Consider the following 16,597-nt stretch of genomic DNA (forward strand, 5'->3'; position numbering starts at 1 on the left):
CTCACTTCGCCTGCGTCGCGTTCTGGAAGATGTTGCCGACCAGCGGCTTCGCATCGGCCTGCGGCACGTGGCATTGCTGGCAGAAATAGCGGGTGCCGGCGACCTTATCGAGCCGGACGCCCTGGCGGTCGACATAATGCGTTTCCGAGATCTTCGGCGCGTTCACACGCGTATTGCCGGGCCAGTCGTGGCAGCCCATGCACGCATTGTTCTGGGTGGTGATCTGGTAGCCGTCGACCTTGTGTGGGATCAGCGGCGGCTGCTGGCGATAGGCGCGCTCGAAGCCGCTCGCCGGCACCGACTGCTTGGTCACGTCGGGCGGCGGCGAGATTTCGGTCAGCGGGGCCTCACGCAGCGCCTTGGGCTGCTTGGCCTCCTGCGCAAGCGGCCCCGACGCCGCGAACGGAATCACGAGCGCGACGGCCACGGCTGCTGCCGCAATCAACGGAATCAGTCGAACAAACGTCATGGGAGGTCCCTTTCAAGGACGGCCGGCTGGGAAGACACGACGCGCGCCGCTGGCGCCGGCGCGGTTGCGGAAGGGTCCGGACGCACGGCGTTGCGGCCGCGCAGACCGAGATGGAAGACCTGCTTGGAGCAGACGTCGATGCAGGCGCCGCAGAGCGTGCAATCGCCCGCGGTGATGACGGGCGTGGCACCGGTGCGCTCGCCCTTGAGCGCAGGGCTGATGACATGCGGCTCCGGACAGACGGCGAAGCAATCCATGCAGTCGTTGCAAGCGGCACGGTTGTCGGCGGCGACGCGCAGCAGCGCGACCTTGCCGATCTGACCGTAGAATGCGCCGACAGGACAGAGATGACCGCACCAGCCGTTCTTGGCGACCAGGAGATCGAACACGAAGATTGCGGCCGTGCCGCCGGCACCGAACCAGAGACCGAAGACCAGCGCACGGTGCAGCGCCGTCACGGGATTGATCAGCTCCCAGGCGATCGAGCCCGACAGAGCCGAGGCCGCGAGCACCGCGCCGACAAAGTAGAGCCTGAGGTCCGGGCGGACCTTGGCCGTGAAATTGATGCCCAGCCGCCGCCTCAGCCAGGCCGCGAGATCGGTCACCGGATTGACCGGGCAGACCCAGGAGCAATAGCTGCGGCCGCCAAACAGGAGGTAGCCGGCGAGCACGATGGCGGCACCGACCGCTGAGAGCCCCTCAGGCCAGTGGCGCGCCGCGAGCGATTGCAGGAAGACGAAAGGATCGGTCAGCGGCAGCGTGCCAAGCGTCATGGACGAGGCCAGCGTGCCCTTCGCGATCCAGATGCCCAGAAGCGGTCCCGACAGAAACAGCGCGAGAAAGAACAGCTGGCTCGCCCGCCGCAGCACGAGAAACCGCGTGGAAGCCCAAAGACCCTTCGCGGCGCGCGCGTCGACATATGGCCTGGCGTTCGCCGTCATGGCGCGCCTCCTTCCGGCCTGCGCACCGGCAGCTTCAGCGGCGCATCGACGAGGGCGCCGCCGGCCTTGGTCTTCTCCTCCCAGCCGCGCTTGTAGTGCTCGTCCTGCTTCAGCGCGGCGACCTCGACCAGCAGCACCTTGATCGCGGCGTCGGTCAGCACGCAGGACTTCTCGCACTTGCCGCAGCCGGTGCAATATTCGGCATGGACGACGGGCTCGAAGATCGCATGCTTGGTGGTGCGCGCGTTATGCGAGACCTCGAGCGTGATCGCCTTGTCGATCGCCGGACAGACCCGATAGCAGACGTCGCAGCGCAAGCCCTGCAGATTGAGGCAGGTCTCGCGGCTCGTGATCACGGCAACGCCCATCTTGGCCTTGGCGATGTCGGTCAGCGCGTGCTGGAGCGCGCCGGTCGGGCAGGCCTTGACGCAGGGAATCGTGTCGCACATCTCGCACGGCACGCTGCGGGCGACGAAGAACGGGGTGCCCACGGCCGGGCCATCCGCCCAGTCCGCGAGCTTCAGGGTGTCGTAAGGGCAGTCGCGAACGCAAAGACCGCAGCGGACGCAGGCCGCCAGGAAATCCTTCTCGGGCAGCGCGCACGGAGGCCGCAGCGTCTGCGCGGGCCTCGCGCGCGACGACACGCCGAATCCCGTCAGCATCGCGGCGGCGACGGCTGCGCCGCCACTGAGCCGCGTCATATCCTGCAGCGCCTTGCGGCGCCGCGGATCGCGCGGGATGCTTGAGCTCGAATCCGACATGGCTCGTCCATCGAGAGGTTTAGGCCGACGTCACGCGGCAGGCGCACTTCTTGAAGTCGGTCTCCTTCGAGATCGGACAGGTCGCATCGAGCGTGAGCTGATTGGCGAGCTGGCTTTCGTCGAAGAACGGGAAGTAGACGAGGCCGCGCGGCGGCTTGTTGCGACCCTTGGTCTCGACCCGCGTGATCACCTCGCCGCGTCGCGTCTGGATCTTCACCGGCTGTCCGCGCAGGAGCTTGCGCTCGGCCGCATCATCCGGATGCATGAACAGCGTCGCGGCCGGCACGGCCCGGTGCAGCTCGGGCACGCGGCGCGTCATCGAGCCGGAGTGCCAGTGCTCCAGCACGCGGCCGGTGCACAGCCACAGATCGAACTCCTTGTCGGGCGTCTCGGCCGCCGGCTCGAACGGGCAGAAGATGATGCGCGCCTTCTTGTCCGGCTTGCCGTAGAACGAGACGCCCTCGCCCGGCTTGACGTAGGGATCGTAGCCCTCGCGGAAGCGCCAGAGCGTCTCCTTGTTGTTGACGACCGGCCAGCGCAGGCCGCGCGCCTGGTGGTACTGCTCGAAATCCGCCAGATCGTGGCCGTGGCCGCGACCGAACTTCGCGTACTCCTCGAACAGGCCCTTCTGCACGTAGAAGCCGAACGCCGCGCTCTCGGAGTTTTCAAAGCCCTTCTGGCATTCGGTGATCGGAAACTTGTTCACCTCGCCGTTGCCGTAGAGCACGTCGAACAAGGTCTTGCCGCGAACCTCCGGCTTCTTCGCGATCAGCTCCTCCGGCCAGACCTCCTCGATCTTGAAGTATTTCGAGAACTCCATCATCTGCCAGAGATCGGAACGCGCCTCGCCCGGCGCCTTCACCTGCTGCCGCCAGAACTGCGTGCGCCGCTCGGCGTTGCCATAGGCGCCCTCCTTCTCCATCCACATCGCCGTCGGCAGGATGAGGTCCGCCGCCAGCGTGGTCACGGTCGGATAGGGATCGGAGACGACGACGAAGGCGGCGGGATTGCGATAGCCGGGATAGCCCTCCTCGTTCATGTTGGGCCCGGTCTGCATGTTGTTGTTGCACTGGACCCAATAGACGTTCAGCTTGCCGTCCTTGAGCATGCGGTTCTGCTGCACGGCATGGTAGCCGACGTTGCCCGGGATGGTGCCTTCGGGAACCTGCCACAACTTCTCGGTCGCCTCGCGATGCTTCGGGTTGGTGACGACCATGTCTGCGGGGAGGCGATGCGAGAACGTGCCGACCTCGCGCGCGGTGCCGCAGGCGGAAGGCTGGCCGGTCAGCGAGAACGGGCCGTTGCCCGGCTCGGAGATCTTCCCCATCAAGAGATGCACGTTGTAGATCATGTTGTTGACCCACGTGCCGCGCGCATGCTGGTTGAAGCCCATCGTCCAGTAGGAGATGACCTTCTTCTTGGGATCGGCATAGAGCTTGGCAAGCCGCTCGAGATTCTCCTTCGGCACGCCGGAGGCCTTGTGGGCATAATCGAGCGTGTAGGGTTCGAGCAGTTTCTTGTATTCCTCGAAGCCGATCTTGTCCTTGAAGCCGGCCGGATCGAGCGCGCCGTCCTTGCCGGCCTTGTGCGAGGCGTTGACCGCCTTCACCTCGAGCGCGTGGGTCGGGCGCAAACCGTAGCCGATGTCGGTGACGGTGGACGCGAACTCGACGTGCTTCTCGACGAAGTCCTTGTTCATCGCGCCGGAATTGACGATGTAGTTCTGGATGTAATTGAGGATCGCAAGGTCGCTCTGCGGCGTGAACACCAGCGGATTGTCGGCGAGCTCGAACGAGCGGTGCTCGAAGGTGGAGAGCACGTGGACCTCGCAGCCTTCATGCGTCAGCCGGCGGTCGGTGATGCGCGACCAGAGAATCGGGTGCATCTCTGCCATGTTCGAGCCCCAGAGCACGAAGGCGTCGGTCTGCTCGATGTCGTCGTAGCAGCCCATCGGCTCGTCGATGCCGAAGGTGCGCATGAAGCCCGCGACCGCCGACGCCATGCAGTGGCGCGCGTTCGGATCGAGGTTGTTGGTGCGGAATCCGGCCTTGTAGAGCTTGGCCGCGGCGTAGCCCTCCCAGATGGTCCACTGGCCCGAGCCGAACATGCCGACGGTCGAGGGGCCACCGGCCTTCAGCGCCGCCTTCCACTTCTCGGCCATGAGCTTGAAGGCGTCGTCCCAGGAGATCGGCGCGAACTCTCCGTTCTTGTCGAACTTGCCGTTCTTCATGCGCAGCATCGGCTGGGTCAGCCGGTCCTCGCCGTACATGATCTTCGACAGGAAGTAGCCCTTGATGCAGTTGAGGCCGCGATTGACCGGCGCATCGGGATCGCCCTGCGTCGCCACGACCTTGCCGCTCTTGGTGCCGACGATCACGCCGCAGCCGGTGCCGCAGAAGCGACACACGCCCTTGTCCCAGCGGATGCCGTCGGTCTTGCCGGGCTGCGCGGCGGCCACATCCGGCAGCGTGACGCCGATCGTCGAGGCGGCAGCAACCGCAGCGGCCGCCTTGAGCGCATCGCGGCGGGTCGTCGCGGCTTCATTCCCGTTCGTCAATTTCGTAACCATCGTCGGTCTCTCCGGCTCAACGAATCTCAATCTACTGAAGGGCGCGCATGCGCGCCGGAATTCTGGCAGAGGCCGCCGCAGCACTCGGCCCCGTCGCTCTCGACAACGTCTTCGTCGTCGAGCGCATCGAATGCATGGAAGATCAGCGATGCCGCGACGACGCCGGGCAGGCGGTGCATCGCTGCGATCTGATCGATCGCGAGCGAGGCCGGCGTGTCGATCACGGTCAGCGCCAGCCGGTGCTCGCCGGATGCGGCTCCGAGCTCGACGCCGGGCAGAGCAAGGATGCGATCCGTCAGATCGCTCCCGGCATCCGGAGCCAGATAGACGGCGACGCCGCAAATGTTGGTGACTTCAGCCATTGTGGACGATCAGGTTTGCAAATTCGGAGACGAGCTCGATCCGGTCCCGCGGCGCGAGCGCGATGGCTTCGACCGGACAGACCGGAATGCAGTCACCGCAGCCGGTGCAGGCCGCGGCATCGATCACGGCGCCCAGCTTCTCGCGCGCGAGAATGCGAATGGCGGAATGCTCACAGGCTTCGACGCAACGGCGACAGACCACGCCATGCCTTTCGACGCAGGTGGTCGCGCTGGAGACGGTCGCCACCTGTTCGGCGCACGGCTGTTCCAGGCGCGGCGCAAGCGCGTCGCGGCCGGATGCGAAAGGAAGAACGGCTGAAAATAACGAGCGTCGCGACAATGGTCTCGGCATATCCGAATCCCTGCGGGCATACCCGCTTCAGGAATAACCTAAGAGATTGCGCCCCCATCGGGCACATCTCGGTCGACGCCATTGTCACCGCTGCGGACGATAGGTTCGCGCAGTCCAGATCGCATTGCGCTAGATCAAGCGCTAGCGCTGCGGCGCGCAAGCAACGATCAAGCTGCATGTCGTTCGCCATACGAAATTGCGTCAGCTGGCCCAGATGTTTACCAGGGCTTTACCTCCGCTCCAGCGACTCGAAGCCACGCCGGACCACGGTTACCGGCGCCGATCTTCGCTGCTGCATCCGTCTTGAAAGCAGAAGTCGAATGGTTAACTTGGAGCGTGGCGAATCGCCGCCTTTCGCCCTTTCTCAAGATAGACATGGCCACTTTCACCCCGCATCAGGATGCCGCTCTGAAGGCCGTTGGCGACTGGCTCAAAGCCAAGCCGGGACGGGGCGGCACGCCGCCGATCTTCCGCCTGTTCGGCTTCGCCGGCACCGGCAAGACCACGCTGGCGCGGCACATCGCCGATGGCGTCGATGGCGAGGTGAAGTTCGCCGCGTTCACCGGCAAGGCGGCCCTCGTCATGCGCAACAAGGGCTGCGACGGCGCCTCCACCATCCACTCGCTGATCTACCGCGCCCGCGAATCCGGCGAGGAGCAGCCGAGCTTCGAATTGTGGGACGATGCGCCGGCCTCGAAGGCGAAGCTGATCGTGATCGACGAATGCTCGATGGTCGACGCCGAACTGGGGCGCGATTTGATGTCGTTCGACTGCCCGCTGCTGGTGCTGGGCGATCCCGCGCAGCTGCCGCCGATCCAGGGCGGCGGCTTCTTCACCAATTCAGAGCCGGACGCGATGCTGACCGAGGTGCATCGCCAGGCCCAGGACGACCCGATCGTGCGGATGTCGATGGACGTCCGCGAAGGCCGCGAGCTCGATATCGGCCGTTATGGCGAGAGCGAGGTCGTCTCGCGCAAGGAGCTCGATCCCGATCGCGTCATGGGCGCCGACCAGGTCCTGGTCGGCCGCAACAACACCCGCCGCGCCTACAACATGCGGGTGCGCCAGCGCCAGAACATCGAGGACACCTTTCCGGTCGCCGGCGACAAGCTGGTGTGCCTGCGCAACAACCGCAAGAAGGGACTGTTCAACGGCGGCCTGTGGCGCGTCAAGTCGCGCAACACCTCGCGCTCGAAGTCACGTATCCTCTCCATGCGGCTGTCGCCGGACGAGGATTTCGGCCACAAGGTGACCAAGGTCTCGGTGCGCGCCGATTGCTTCGAAGGCGGCATCGAGCAGATCGCCTGGGAGCAGCGCAAGCCTTACGACGAGTTCGACTACGGCTATGTGCTGACCGTGCACAAGTCGCAGGGCTCGCAATGGGACGACGTCGTGCTGTTCGACGAGAGCTTTGCGTTTCAGGACTCCAGGGCACGGTGGCTCTATACCGGCATCACGCGGGCGGCGAAGCGGCTGAGCATCGTGGTGTGAGGCTGTCGTAGCCCGGATGAGCGCAGCGATATCCGGGACAGAACGACCCGCATGTCGCTACGCTCATGCGGGCGACAACGTACGCGGATGAGCGGCCATACCGAGGTGCATTCACCAGGCGCTAGGGTTTGCGGTGTATCAAGCCCGCCATCTGCATCGGAGCGGAACGTATGACTGCGCGTGCTACAAGACCTGAGCACCACGATAACCGTCTGGACGATCTTGCAACGAGCCGTCGGGGCTTCCTGAAATCGGCGAGCGCGGCAGCGGGTTCACTCGCGATGTCGATCGCAGCTCCAGAAGTTGCCCTTGCTGCGCCCGGCAGGCCGGTGCGCGTCTCGAAGGAACGGCTCAATGCGCTGGCCGCGAAGTTCTATGCCGTCTTCAACGAGGGCAATATCCTGCCGGCCGCCTTCCCGGACAAGCATGCGGCGCGCAATGACGTCGAGCTGAGGCGCATCGTCACCTTCACGCGCATCCCGGACACGGGTGAACGCATCAAGGTCAGCGGCCTGCTTGCGGTGCCGGCCGGCGCGCGCGGCGCCTTGCCGCTGTTGTCCTGGCAGCACGGCACGATCCTGTCGTTCGACCAGGTCCCCTCGAACTTGCTGCGGCTGAAGGACGAGAAGTACGAGCCGCGCGACAATGTCGACTCGATCGAGACCTTGTTCAACATCCAGCGCTTCGCCGGCAACGGCTACGCGGTCGTCGCGGCCGACTATGTCGGCAAGGGCCCCTATCGCAATGGCCGGGGCGAAGCCTATGCGGTGAAGGGCGCGACCGTGCAATGCTGCCTCGACATCCTGACGGCGGGGTTGCTCGAACTGCGGACGCTGGGCCTGCGCCCATCATCGTTGTTCTTGAACGGGTGGTCGCAGGGCGCCCTGAACACGCAATGGCTGAAGCAGGCGCTGCAGCGCCGCGGCATCAAGGTGCGGGCGACCGCGACACAGAGCCCGTTCAATGATCTCGCCGAGAGCTTTCACTACTGGGCGAACCCCGCAGCCTATATTCCGGCCTCGGAGAGCTCATATCCGATGCCGCCGGCCTGGATCACGCCCTGCATGATCGTCCTGCTCGGCAGCTATCGGCGCTATTACGGGCTGAGCGACTTGTTCGAGACCGCGATCAAGCCGCAATATCAGGCGTTCGCGGAGAAATACTGGTCCGATTACAGCCTCGAAGGCGAGATCGTGAAGAGCATTCCTCCCGCCGGCGATTTCCTCGTCGATGGCTTCTTCGATCGTTTCACCAACGATACGAACAGCGCCCTGCTGCGCCGTCTCGGCGCCAATGGCGCGACCTTCTGGGATTATGATTCCCCGATCCGGTTCTATCACGGCCTGGCGGACGAGGCGTTGCATCCACGGCTGGTCCGGCCCGCGATCGCCGCCGGGGGACGTTTCGCCGCCGGCGTTCCGGTCAATGGCGCAAGCCATCGCGGCACGTTCCTGTCGAGCCTCTATGGCGAGCCGACCGTGCTGAACGGGCACTCGACGGCATTCGACTGGTTCAATTCGCTGGCGTGAGCGGGCGAAACGGCCAAGCGTCGTGGTGTGAGGCTGCCGTAGCCCGGATGAGCGCAGCGAAATCCGGGACAGAACAACCCGCATGTCGCTACGCTCATGCGGGCTACGAACTGCCGTCGTCCCGGACAAGCGCAGCTCTTGGCAACGCGAAGCGTTGTCCAGGGCGAAGCGCTGATCCGGGACCCATATCCACAGGAAGTTGTTTGGCGAAGACTCGTGGTCACCAGCTCGCGCTGCGACTCCTCCCTGGGGTTATGGGTCCAGGATCCGCGCTTACGCTTGTCCGGGACGACACCGGATGTGTGGTGCCGGCGCTCCGCACATTACGCAGCTACTTCCCCGCGACAAAATAAAAATCCTCCCGCCCCGGAGGCGAGCCGTAGGTGAACGGCTGCTGCGCGTGCTGGGTTGCGGCCCAGACGTCGTCGCGGATGATGTCGAACAATTTCCGGATCTCGACGCGCGGCTGCTTGATCTCGCGCGCCAGCGCTGTGGCGAACGGGCTGTTGGCGGCACCGTCGCCGTCCATCGCGGTCTCGCCGTGCTTGGCGGCGTAGACCACCATGAAGCCGGCGCCGGGCTCGATGTTGGAAAAGCCCTTGTCGACCAGCTTCAGCGCCAGCGTGCGCTGCATGGTCGGCGCGAACGGATTGTCGCGGCAGGCATCGAGGACCACGAGACGCAGCTTTCGCGCGGCGCCGACGGCAGCGATCACCTGCTCGAGCGCGACGGCCTCGGCCTCGGCGTCCTTGTCGGCGGTGAGCCTTGCGTCGATCGGGACGAGATAGTTCACCCCGCCGATCTCGAAACCGTGGCCGGCATAATAGACCACGGCCCAATCGGACTTTTCCGCCTCCTCGGCGAAGACCTTCAGCGTCTGGAAGAACTTGTCGCGGGTGAGGTCCTTCGTATCCATCACGGTCTGGAAACCGAGGTCGCGCAGCACACCCGCGATCAGCTTCGAATCGCGGGGCGGATTGGGCAGCGCCTGGGCGTTCTTGTAGGCGCCGTTGCCGATCACCAGCGCGACGCGGCGACCGGTGGGCGCGGACCCCGGCGCCTGCGGCGTCAGGGCGGCGAGCCGTTCCTGCGCGATGGCGCGGGCGCGCGCAACCTCGGTCTCGTCGAACCTCGTCAGCGAATAGGCCGCGGCGCGATAATCGGCGCGGGCCTGCGCGAGATCCTTCCGGCGCTCGTAGATCTGGCCACGGCCGGAATGGGCGCGGACATTGTTCGGGTTGATCTGGATGGCCGTGTTGTAATCCTTCAGCGCGGCCTCCAGATCGCCCTTCATCATGTTGACGTCAGCGCGGTTGTTGATCGCGAACACGTTCTTGGGCTGCCGCTCGATCAGGCCGTTGCAGTCGGCCAGGGCTCGGTCGAACTTGCCCATCATGCCGTAAGTGACGCAGCGGTTGCCGGCGATCTGCGGCGCGGCCGCATCGATCTTCTCGGCCTCGGCGAAATCCGCGATCGCGCCGTCGAAATCCTTCATCAGCGTTCGCGCGCGGGCGCGATTGGTCCAGGCGAGCAGGAATTTCGGCGTGTATTTGATCGACAGGCTGAAATCGTCGATCGCGCTTTGCAGCGCGCCGCGGCGTGCATGGATGACGCCGCGGTTGTTGTAGGGAACGCCGTAGGCCGGGCGCTTCTGGAGCGCGAGGTTGTAGTCGGCCATCGCGAGGTCGTCCTGCCCGCTGCGCTCATAGGCAAGGCCGCGCAAATTGAGCGCAATGACGTTGTCCGGATCGAGGTCGACGGCCATGGACAGCGTCTCGATCGCATGGACATGGTCGCGCTTGTTGAGCTGGGTATTGCCGCGCACCGACAGCGCGATCGCCTTGTCCTTGCCGGTGAGACGGTCGGCGTTCAGCAGATTGTCGCAGGCCGCGGCGCGGGCCTGCATCTCGGCCTGGCGGTCGCGGCAAATGGCGAGATCGTCGCCGGTTTGGGGATCGGCCGCGGCAGTCGCGATAAAGGCGGCCAGGGCGGCGAGGGTCAGGGAAACGACGCGCAGCATGTTGTCAGGTCAGCTCCAGCCACCATTTCGTATGGTCGATCGTCGATCGCGCCGGTTCATCTAGCGCGGAGTTCCGCATCCCGCCAAGCCGCGTTCCAAGTCGGCTCCAAGTCGGCTCCAAGTCGCGCTGCCCGCCCCGGCGGTCTTCACGGCCTCGTGTCCGCCCCGCCGTAACAATCACCGGCGGCGCCCGTATCTCGGATGATGCGGAATCACCCCGGGCAGGCTGTTCGCCCGGTCTCGTCCGCCCTAGACTGTCAGCCCTTCCGAAAGAGGATTGCCATGCGCCGAACCGCCCTCGCCTCCCTGCTCGCCGCAACCACTGCCCTGACGCTGGCTTTCACGATGCCGTCCCGGGCCGCGGAGGATGCGGTTGTGATCCCCGCCCCCGCATTGGACGCAGCGCCCGCGAGCGGCATCCAGACCGCCGTGATCGCCGGCGGCTGCTTCTGGGGCGTGCAGGGCGTCTTCCAGCACACCGCCGGCGTCGTCAACGCGGTCTCCGGCTATGCCGGCGGCACCAAGGCGACCGCCGACTACCAGACGGTCTCGAGCGGCCGCACCGGCCACGCCGAGTCGGTCGAGATCAAGTACGACCCCAAGAAGATCTCCTACGGCAAGATCCTCCAGATCTACTTCTCGGTGGTGCATGACCCGACCCAGCTCAACCGCCAGGGTCCCGACACCGGCCCGCAATATCGCTCGGCGATCTTCACCACCTCCGACGAGCAGAAGAAGGTGGCGGAGGCCTATATCGCTCAGCTCAACAGCGCGAAGGTGTTCAGCAAGCCGATCGTGACCAAGGTCGGCGCGCTGGAGGCGTTCTACCCGGCGGAGGCCTACCACCAGGATTATCTGACGCTGCACCCGAACCAGCCCTACATCGCCTATAACGACATCCCGAAGGTCCAGAACCTGAAAAAGCTGTTCGCGGACGACTACATTGAAAAGCCGACGCTGGTGAGTGCCGGCAAGGCCACCAACTGATCGCGACATCACCGAAAGCAAGATCACTGAAGAAACCGGAGACCCATGCCCGACATCAAGGCGAAAATCACCGACGACAAGGTCATCAAGAGCGAAGAGCAGTGGCGGCGCGAGCTGACGCCGATGCAGTACGCGGTGCTGCGCGAGAAGGCGACCGAGCGTCCCTTCTCCGGCGAATATGAGCACGACGAGCGCGCCGGCACTTACGTCTGTGCCGGCTGCGGCAATGTGCTGTTCGAATCCGACGCCAAGTTCGATTCCGGCTGCGGCTGGCCGAGCTTCACCGCGCCTGCCGTCGAAAGCCATATCGACGAGGAGCGGGATACGAGTCACGGCATGATCCGCACCGAGGTGCTCTGCTCCAAATGCAGCGGTCATCTCGGCCATGTCTTTCCCGACGGCCCCGGGCCGACCGGCCTGCGCTACTGCATCAACTCGGCGGCGCTGAAGCTGGAGCCGAAATAAACAGCGCATGCGGCCGGGTTCCCCCGTGGAACCCGGGGCTCCGATGTGCTTTTCTCCTTTGGCGGTGCGGCCGATCATCGCATTTCGGCGGCCGCCAGGGAGGGATGCCATGACGCTTGGGACCATCCTGATCATCCTGGTGATCATCTATCTGGTCGGCGGCCTGTCCGGCCGGTTCGGCGGCTACGGCTATGGCCTCGGCCATTCCGGCATGGGCATCGGCGGGGTCGTGCTCGTGGTGCTGATCGTGCTGCTGCTTCTTGGCAAAGTGTAAACGATTTAACTATTTGATATTACTAGATTTATTTCGCCGGCGGAGCTGCCATGCGCGGATTCATCATCTCGCATCGCAGGGGTCGCATTTTTGTCAAATCGGCCTATATTAGTGGTCGAAGATGACATGCGGCGGGCCCGCTTGATTGCGGCCCCTGCCCTCCCCAACCCCACGCGCTTAAAGCCCCAGAGAAGATCACGAGGTCTTTGACCATGCGTCCACTGCGTCCGTTCAACTTCAACACTTCCGCCGAACTCTTCCCCGCCGCGATCCGCAAGAAGAAGCGCGCGGGCTTCACCTATCGCCGGTTCGGCACTGCAGCCGAGGCCGTGCAGTTCGCGATGGAGCAGTTGCCGACGGATTCGCTGAACGGCGCCTATCTCCAGGTCGAGGAAGCGCGCTTCGACCAGAACGGCATCCGCTCGCTGTACGAGAGCGATGCCTTCCCGCTGCCCCGTCGGCCCAAGCCGGCTCCGGCCGCGGAGCCCGACGCCGACGCGGCGTAAGCTTTTCGCTGAGCCTTACGATATGCGCAGAAAGCGCGATGGCCGAAAGGTCATCGCGCTTTTTGCGTTTGCGACTCTGGTGCCCAGGACGCCATTAGCGCGTTTACGCGCGTCTTCGACGCGCTATGGCAGCGCTCCTTCAGCGGTGCGCTGCAGAGCCGGGGCCCACGGATCGACATCCCCCGTGGTTCCCTGGGTCCCGGCTCTGCGGCGCCGCGCTTACGCGCCGCACCTTGTCCGGGACACGCGAGAGCACGGCGGAGGAATTAAAGAGACCCTACATCCGCGGCTGCTTCTCGAGCCAGCGGCGCAAGAGACGCACGTTGCGCATGTTGGCGCGGAACATCACGTCGAAGGCGTCGCCCGCGAACGGGACCATGCCGACCACGCCGTCGAGCGCGACATTGCCGAGCATGCGCGCGGTGATGTACCAGGGCGCCCCCAGCGCGCGGGCCTCGCGCACCAGCCACAGCGAGATCGCAGTGGTGATGATGTCGCCGACGACGGGGATCAGGCCGATCAGCCCGTCGATGCCGTAGCGGATGTTGGTGCCGGGCAGGATGAAGGCGACGTCGAGCAGCTTTGCGATCGCCTCGAGACGGGCGATCCGCTGTTCGCGCGTCAGATTGCCGAACGGGCCCGCTTGGCCGAACTCGAAGCGAAACTCACGAAACCCCTGCTCCAGGCTTTCCGGCCTGATCTCGTGGCCTTCCTGATCGATGATCGGCCCGCTCGCACGCGAGCGGTCCCCGGAACGGGATTTGCGCGGAGCAAGAATGTCGTCCTCGGACATGATCATGGCCTTCGGTGAACGCGCCAGCGCGGCGGAGGTTGCTGCCGCGACCGGACGCCGCGCGTCAGGTCGGCGCCGCCGCCGCTTGCGGCTCCTCGACATAGCGATGCACGAGCCAGGATGAAATCACCGCCGGCACGAACCCGACGAGGCCATACAGGATGAACTGCACCGCGCCCGAATCCGGCCCGCGCGAGCTGTAGGTGAGCGACGCCAGAACAAAGGCGAACAGGCCGACCAGGAGCATCCGCAAACCCGGGCCGACCCGGCGGATGTGGATCAGGATGTCGTCGACCGCGCCGATCATCAGCGAGGGCAGGAAGCCGAACAGATAGCTGTATTGCAGGGTCTTGAAGAACACCGCGAACAGCTTGCCGACCTCGCCGAGATTGGTCTGGGCCCAATAGCCGGACTGGTAGGTCGTCGTCAGCAGCAGCAGGAACCCGCCGACGAACGGGCCGACCAGCGCAAACACCAGATAGCGTTTCATCAAGCACCTCACACTTTGGCAGCGTTATAGCAGTGCAGCGGGAACCTTGAACAGCCGGGGCGCGGGTGCTGTCCTTGGGGAACAAGTGGCAGGGCGACGAGTTCAGACAGGACCAGAATTTTCCCTGTCGGATTGGAGGGCCCGATGGCCCGCAAATTTCTCCCGGCCAAATTTCTGCTGGCGACGATCGCGCTGGCGGCCCTGAGCGGCCTGTCCGACGCGCCCGCTCTTGCCCAAGGCCATCAGGGCACGCCGCAGGAGCAGCAGGCCTGCTCGCGCGATGCCTCGCGCTTCTGCCGCAAGGACCTCGGCAATGACGGCGCGGTGCAAAGCTGCCTGCAAGCCAATCGGGCCAAGCTGTCGCGCGCTTGCAGCAAGGTCTTCCAGAGCCACGGCATGTGAGGATCGGACCCATCCCCGCGAATGGAGAGTGAAGCCATGTTGCGCGACGAAGAGCTCTCGATCCTGCGGGACATCAGCCAATCCGTTGCGTTTGCGGACGACCGGCAGGGCAAGGTGGGGCAACTGATCGCCGACGGCTACGTGATGAAGGACGGCGATCTGTTCGAGCTCACGGCCAAGGGCGTCACCGCCGTCGAGGAACACTCCGCCGCGCTCGGCGTGAGCGACGCGGAACCAGCGAGCGCATCCTCCGATCGCTGACCTGATCGCGCGACGTGACTCGCGTGCAACAATTGCGAATTCCTTTGCGCCGACCATTGCAGGCTCGTGACAATGGCGCATACTTCGCTCGGGCGGCGCAGCACTTTCGATTCGACATCACAAGTAATCGAGCGACCACATGCGGGACCAAAGTTCCCGACGTGAAGGCTGTGACATGCGGCAGATCAAGCCGCGTGCGGCGCCCCAAGAACCAAGTGGCTCAAGCCCACCGAACTCGGGGACCCATTCCACATGACACGCCTTCAGACGATCGCTTCGCTCTTCGCTTTCGCTATCACTAGCCTCGCACTCCAGACATCACCCGGCCTCGCCTTCTCGCAAGAAGCCCAGCAGATGTGCTCGGGTGATGCGATGCGGCTGTGCTCCAGTGAAATTCCTGACATCCCCAGGATCACCGCCTGCATGGTGCGGAACAAGCACCATGTCAGCCCCGGCTGCCGCGCCGTGATGGACCGCGAGCACGCAGCCGCCGCAGCAGCGCGCAAGCGGGAAGCCGCGGCGCAGTAGCACTGATCCGGGGATGTCATACCGGGGCGACGCGACTGGACCGCGCAGAGCGCGGCCCGTAAGCGTCGAGCCCGGAATCCATTCCGCTCATCACACGCTGCACGATGGATTCCGGGCTCGTGCTTCGCACGCCCCGGAATGACGAGGATGGTGCTCGCTTAGCTCAATCGCCCCACTGCGCGAAGGCGTCGTTGAAGGCGCGCTCGCCGGGGGCGCCTTTCTCGATGGCGATGATGGCGCGGCGCTGGTTGGCGTAGACCAGCGGCACGTCGAACCAGGAGCGCTCCTTCAGGAGCTGCACATTGCGCGAGCGGTCGGCATCGACATTGGAGAGGCCGACCAGGAAGAAGCCGTCGGTGACCTTGACCGCGAGGCCGGCGAGCGGGGTGCCGCGCGCCTGCTCGTTCGACTTCATCAGGATGCCCGGCACGTTGGAGACGCTGCCGCCCGGAAAATCCTGCGGCAGGATGAAGGTGAGCTCCGCGGTGTGGCTCGCCGGCAGCGAGGAGTCGGTGTTGCGGCGGAACGACATCGTCATCTTGAACTTGCGGTCGGGGATCTCGATGTCGGCGCGCACGGCGAGGTCGGCCTTCTGGTTGCCCGAGGCCTTGATCGGCTCCAGCCGCCACACCACCGAGCCGACATATTGCTTGCCCTTCGGATCGGACGGATCCTCGTCGTAGAGCACGACCTTCTGCGCCACCGGCGCGACCGGCTGATCGCTGGCCGATGGCTGGCCGACGCGATCGGGAATCTTCGGCTTGCTCTGCGGCTGCGCGGTGTCCTTGGGCGCCTCCACCACCTGGGTTGGGGAGGACTTGAACAGGTTGGTGGCGGTCTGGAGCAGCGGCTTGCCCCAGAGAATGCCGGCGCCAACCAGGATCAGCACGATGCCGACGGCGATCGCGCTCTTGAACGGAAAGGCCGAGCCGGTGCGGGCGCGCTTCTTGGCCTCGCGCTCGGCCGCGATCCGCGGACGCGGCGACGGCGGCGCGTAGCGCTCGGCCTCCTCGATCGATTCGTCGTAGGAATAGGGCGCCTCGGACTCGCCGGCGCGGTTTTCCAGGCTCGGCTCCAGCCGGTCGAATTCCGGCGAGGGCGAGGGCACGTTGGCATAGGTGCGCCGCGCGGCGCGGCTGGCCTGCGCGGCCGCGCCGCCGAGATCATTGGCATCGGCCGTGATGTCGCGGAAGCCGCGCACGCCGGGCGACGGCGGCAGCGGCGGTGGAGGTCCCATATCGGGCGGGCGGCGCGCCGCTTGGCGATCGCGGCCGGCCGGCGGCTCCGGCGGGGGCGGCGGGGGGGGGGGGGCCGGGTGGCGCGGGGGGTCGGAACGGGGGGGGCGCGGCGGGCGCCGGGGCTCGCCCCCGGCAGCGGGTGTTGTGGGCGGGGGGGCG

Annotated in this window: 19 protein-coding genes; 9 read left to right on the forward strand and 10 right to left on the reverse strand. The window is 65.5% G+C overall.

All coding sequences use genetic code 11. The annotated features are described in order from the left end of the window. Position 1: 1 nt before the first annotated feature. From CVM73_RS20340 to CVM73_RS41790, 6 genes are read right to left on the reverse strand one after another with little or no spacing between them, the layout of a single operon-like run. Complete coding sequence (locus CVM73_RS20340; RefSeq protein WP_100233642.1) at positions 2–469, reverse strand: nitrate reductase cytochrome c-type subunit; 468 nt, start codon at positions 467–469, stop codon at positions 2–4. Then, positions 466–1,410, reverse strand: coding sequence for a quinol dehydrogenase ferredoxin subunit NapH (gene napH / locus CVM73_RS20345; RefSeq protein WP_100233643.1), 945 nt, complete (start codon positions 1,408–1,410; stop codon positions 466–468). Before napH ends, CVM73_RS20340 begins: the two co-directional genes overlap by 4 nt. Then, positions 1,407–2,171 (reverse strand): ferredoxin-type protein NapG, encoded by a 765-nt coding sequence (gene napG, locus CVM73_RS20350; protein ID WP_100233644.1) that lies wholly within the window; start codon positions 2,169–2,171, stop codon positions 1,407–1,409. The genes napH and napG overlap by 4 nt, the downstream gene beginning before the upstream one ends. Positions 2,172–2,190: 19 nt before the next feature. Next, positions 2,191–4,740: a nitrate reductase catalytic subunit NapA gene (gene napA, locus CVM73_RS20355; RefSeq protein WP_100233645.1), complete on the reverse strand. Its 2,550-nt coding sequence runs from the start codon at positions 4,738–4,740 to the stop codon at positions 2,191–2,193. 26 nt (positions 4,741–4,766) lie between these two features. Then, positions 4,767–5,102, reverse strand: a complete 336-nt coding sequence (locus CVM73_RS20360) for a chaperone NapD (RefSeq protein ID WP_100233646.1) — start codon at positions 5,100–5,102, stop codon at positions 4,767–4,769. Then, the gene (locus CVM73_RS41790) at positions 5,095–5,454 is read right to left on the reverse strand and encodes a 4Fe-4S dicluster domain-containing protein (protein ID WP_100233647.1); all 360 of its coding nucleotides are present in this window, start codon (positions 5,452–5,454) and stop codon (positions 5,095–5,097) included. The genes CVM73_RS20360 and CVM73_RS41790 overlap by 8 nt, the downstream gene beginning before the upstream one ends. A 375-nt stretch (positions 5,455–5,829) precedes the next feature. Here CVM73_RS41790 and CVM73_RS20370 point away from each other — a divergent pair, with 375 nt between their 5' ends. After that, positions 5,830–6,945, forward strand: coding sequence for an ATP-dependent DNA helicase (locus CVM73_RS20370; protein WP_167406938.1), 1,116 nt, complete (start codon positions 5,830–5,832; stop codon positions 6,943–6,945). A 170-nt stretch (positions 6,946–7,115) separates the two neighbouring features. Then, positions 7,116–8,474: a twin-arginine translocation signal domain-containing protein gene (locus CVM73_RS20375; protein ID WP_146006639.1), complete on the forward strand. Its 1,359-nt coding sequence runs from the start codon at positions 7,116–7,118 to the stop codon at positions 8,472–8,474. Positions 8,475–8,805: 331 nt separating this feature from the next. Here CVM73_RS20375 and CVM73_RS20380 read toward each other — a convergent pair whose 3' ends face one another. Further along, the gene (locus CVM73_RS20380; protein ID WP_100233649.1) at positions 8,806–10,494 is read right to left on the reverse strand and encodes a caspase family protein; all 1,689 of its coding nucleotides are present in this window, start codon (positions 10,492–10,494) and stop codon (positions 8,806–8,808) included. A gap of 282 nt (positions 10,495–10,776) precedes the next feature. Here CVM73_RS20380 and msrA point away from each other — a divergent pair, with 282 nt between their 5' ends. The 4 genes from msrA to CVM73_RS20400 all read left to right on the forward strand — a co-directional run bounded on the left by msrA (position 10,777) and on the right by CVM73_RS20400 (position 12,726). Further along, positions 10,777–11,481 (forward strand): peptide-methionine (S)-S-oxide reductase MsrA, encoded by a 705-nt coding sequence (gene msrA / locus CVM73_RS20385; protein WP_100233650.1) that lies wholly within the window; start codon positions 10,777–10,779, stop codon positions 11,479–11,481. 45 nt (positions 11,482–11,526) lie between these two features. Beyond that, positions 11,527–11,946: a peptide-methionine (R)-S-oxide reductase MsrB gene (gene msrB / locus CVM73_RS20390; RefSeq protein ID WP_100233651.1), complete on the forward strand. Its 420-nt coding sequence runs from the start codon at positions 11,527–11,529 to the stop codon at positions 11,944–11,946. 109 nt (positions 11,947–12,055) lie between these two features. Continuing rightward, positions 12,056–12,220 carry a DUF3309 family protein gene (locus CVM73_RS20395; RefSeq protein WP_100233652.1) on the forward strand — a complete coding sequence of 55 codons (165 nt, stop codon included), beginning with the start codon at positions 12,056–12,058 and terminating at the stop codon, positions 12,218–12,220. 212 nt (positions 12,221–12,432) lie between these two features. Then, on the forward strand, positions 12,433–12,726 hold the full coding sequence (locus CVM73_RS20400) for a hypothetical protein (RefSeq protein WP_100233653.1): 294 nt from the start codon (positions 12,433–12,435) through the stop codon (positions 12,724–12,726). 277 nt (positions 12,727–13,003) lie between these two features. Here the strand turns inward: CVM73_RS20400 and CVM73_RS20405 are convergent, their stop codons facing one another. Next, a complete protein-coding gene (locus CVM73_RS20405; RefSeq protein WP_100233673.1) occupies positions 13,004–13,525 on the reverse strand; it encodes a DUF4112 domain-containing protein in 522 nt (173 codons plus the stop codon). Positions 13,526–13,583: 58 nt separating this feature from the next. Beyond that, the gene (locus tag CVM73_RS20410; RefSeq protein WP_100233654.1) at positions 13,584–14,009 is read right to left on the reverse strand and encodes a DUF5413 family protein; all 426 of its coding nucleotides are present in this window, start codon (positions 14,007–14,009) and stop codon (positions 13,584–13,586) included. A gap of 144 nt (positions 14,010–14,153) precedes the next feature. On the opposite strand from CVM73_RS20410, the gene CVM73_RS20415 reads away from it, so the two are divergent. The 3 genes from CVM73_RS20415 to CVM73_RS20425 all read left to right on the forward strand — a co-directional run bounded on the left by CVM73_RS20415 (position 14,154) and on the right by CVM73_RS20425 (position 15,200). Next, positions 14,154–14,411 carry a hypothetical protein gene (locus tag CVM73_RS20415; protein WP_167406939.1) on the forward strand — a complete coding sequence of 86 codons (258 nt, stop codon included), beginning with the start codon at positions 14,154–14,156 and terminating at the stop codon, positions 14,409–14,411. 36 nt (positions 14,412–14,447) lie between these two features. Beyond that, a complete protein-coding gene (locus tag CVM73_RS20420; RefSeq protein WP_100233674.1) occupies positions 14,448–14,672 on the forward strand; it encodes a hypothetical protein in 225 nt (74 codons plus the stop codon). Between the two features lie 252 nt (positions 14,673–14,924). After that, positions 14,925–15,200 carry a hypothetical protein gene (locus tag CVM73_RS20425; protein ID WP_245452381.1) on the forward strand — a complete coding sequence of 92 codons (276 nt, stop codon included), beginning with the start codon at positions 14,925–14,927 and terminating at the stop codon, positions 15,198–15,200. A gap of 163 nt (positions 15,201–15,363) precedes the next feature. Here CVM73_RS20425 and CVM73_RS20430 read toward each other — a convergent pair. Then, on the reverse strand, positions 15,364–16,597 hold a 1,234-nt coding region (locus tag CVM73_RS20430), incomplete at its 5' end, for a hypothetical protein (RefSeq protein WP_100233675.1).

The organism is Bradyrhizobium forestalis (assembly GCF_002795245.1).
Classification (GTDB): Bacteria; Pseudomonadota; Alphaproteobacteria; order Rhizobiales; family Xanthobacteraceae; genus Bradyrhizobium; species Bradyrhizobium forestalis.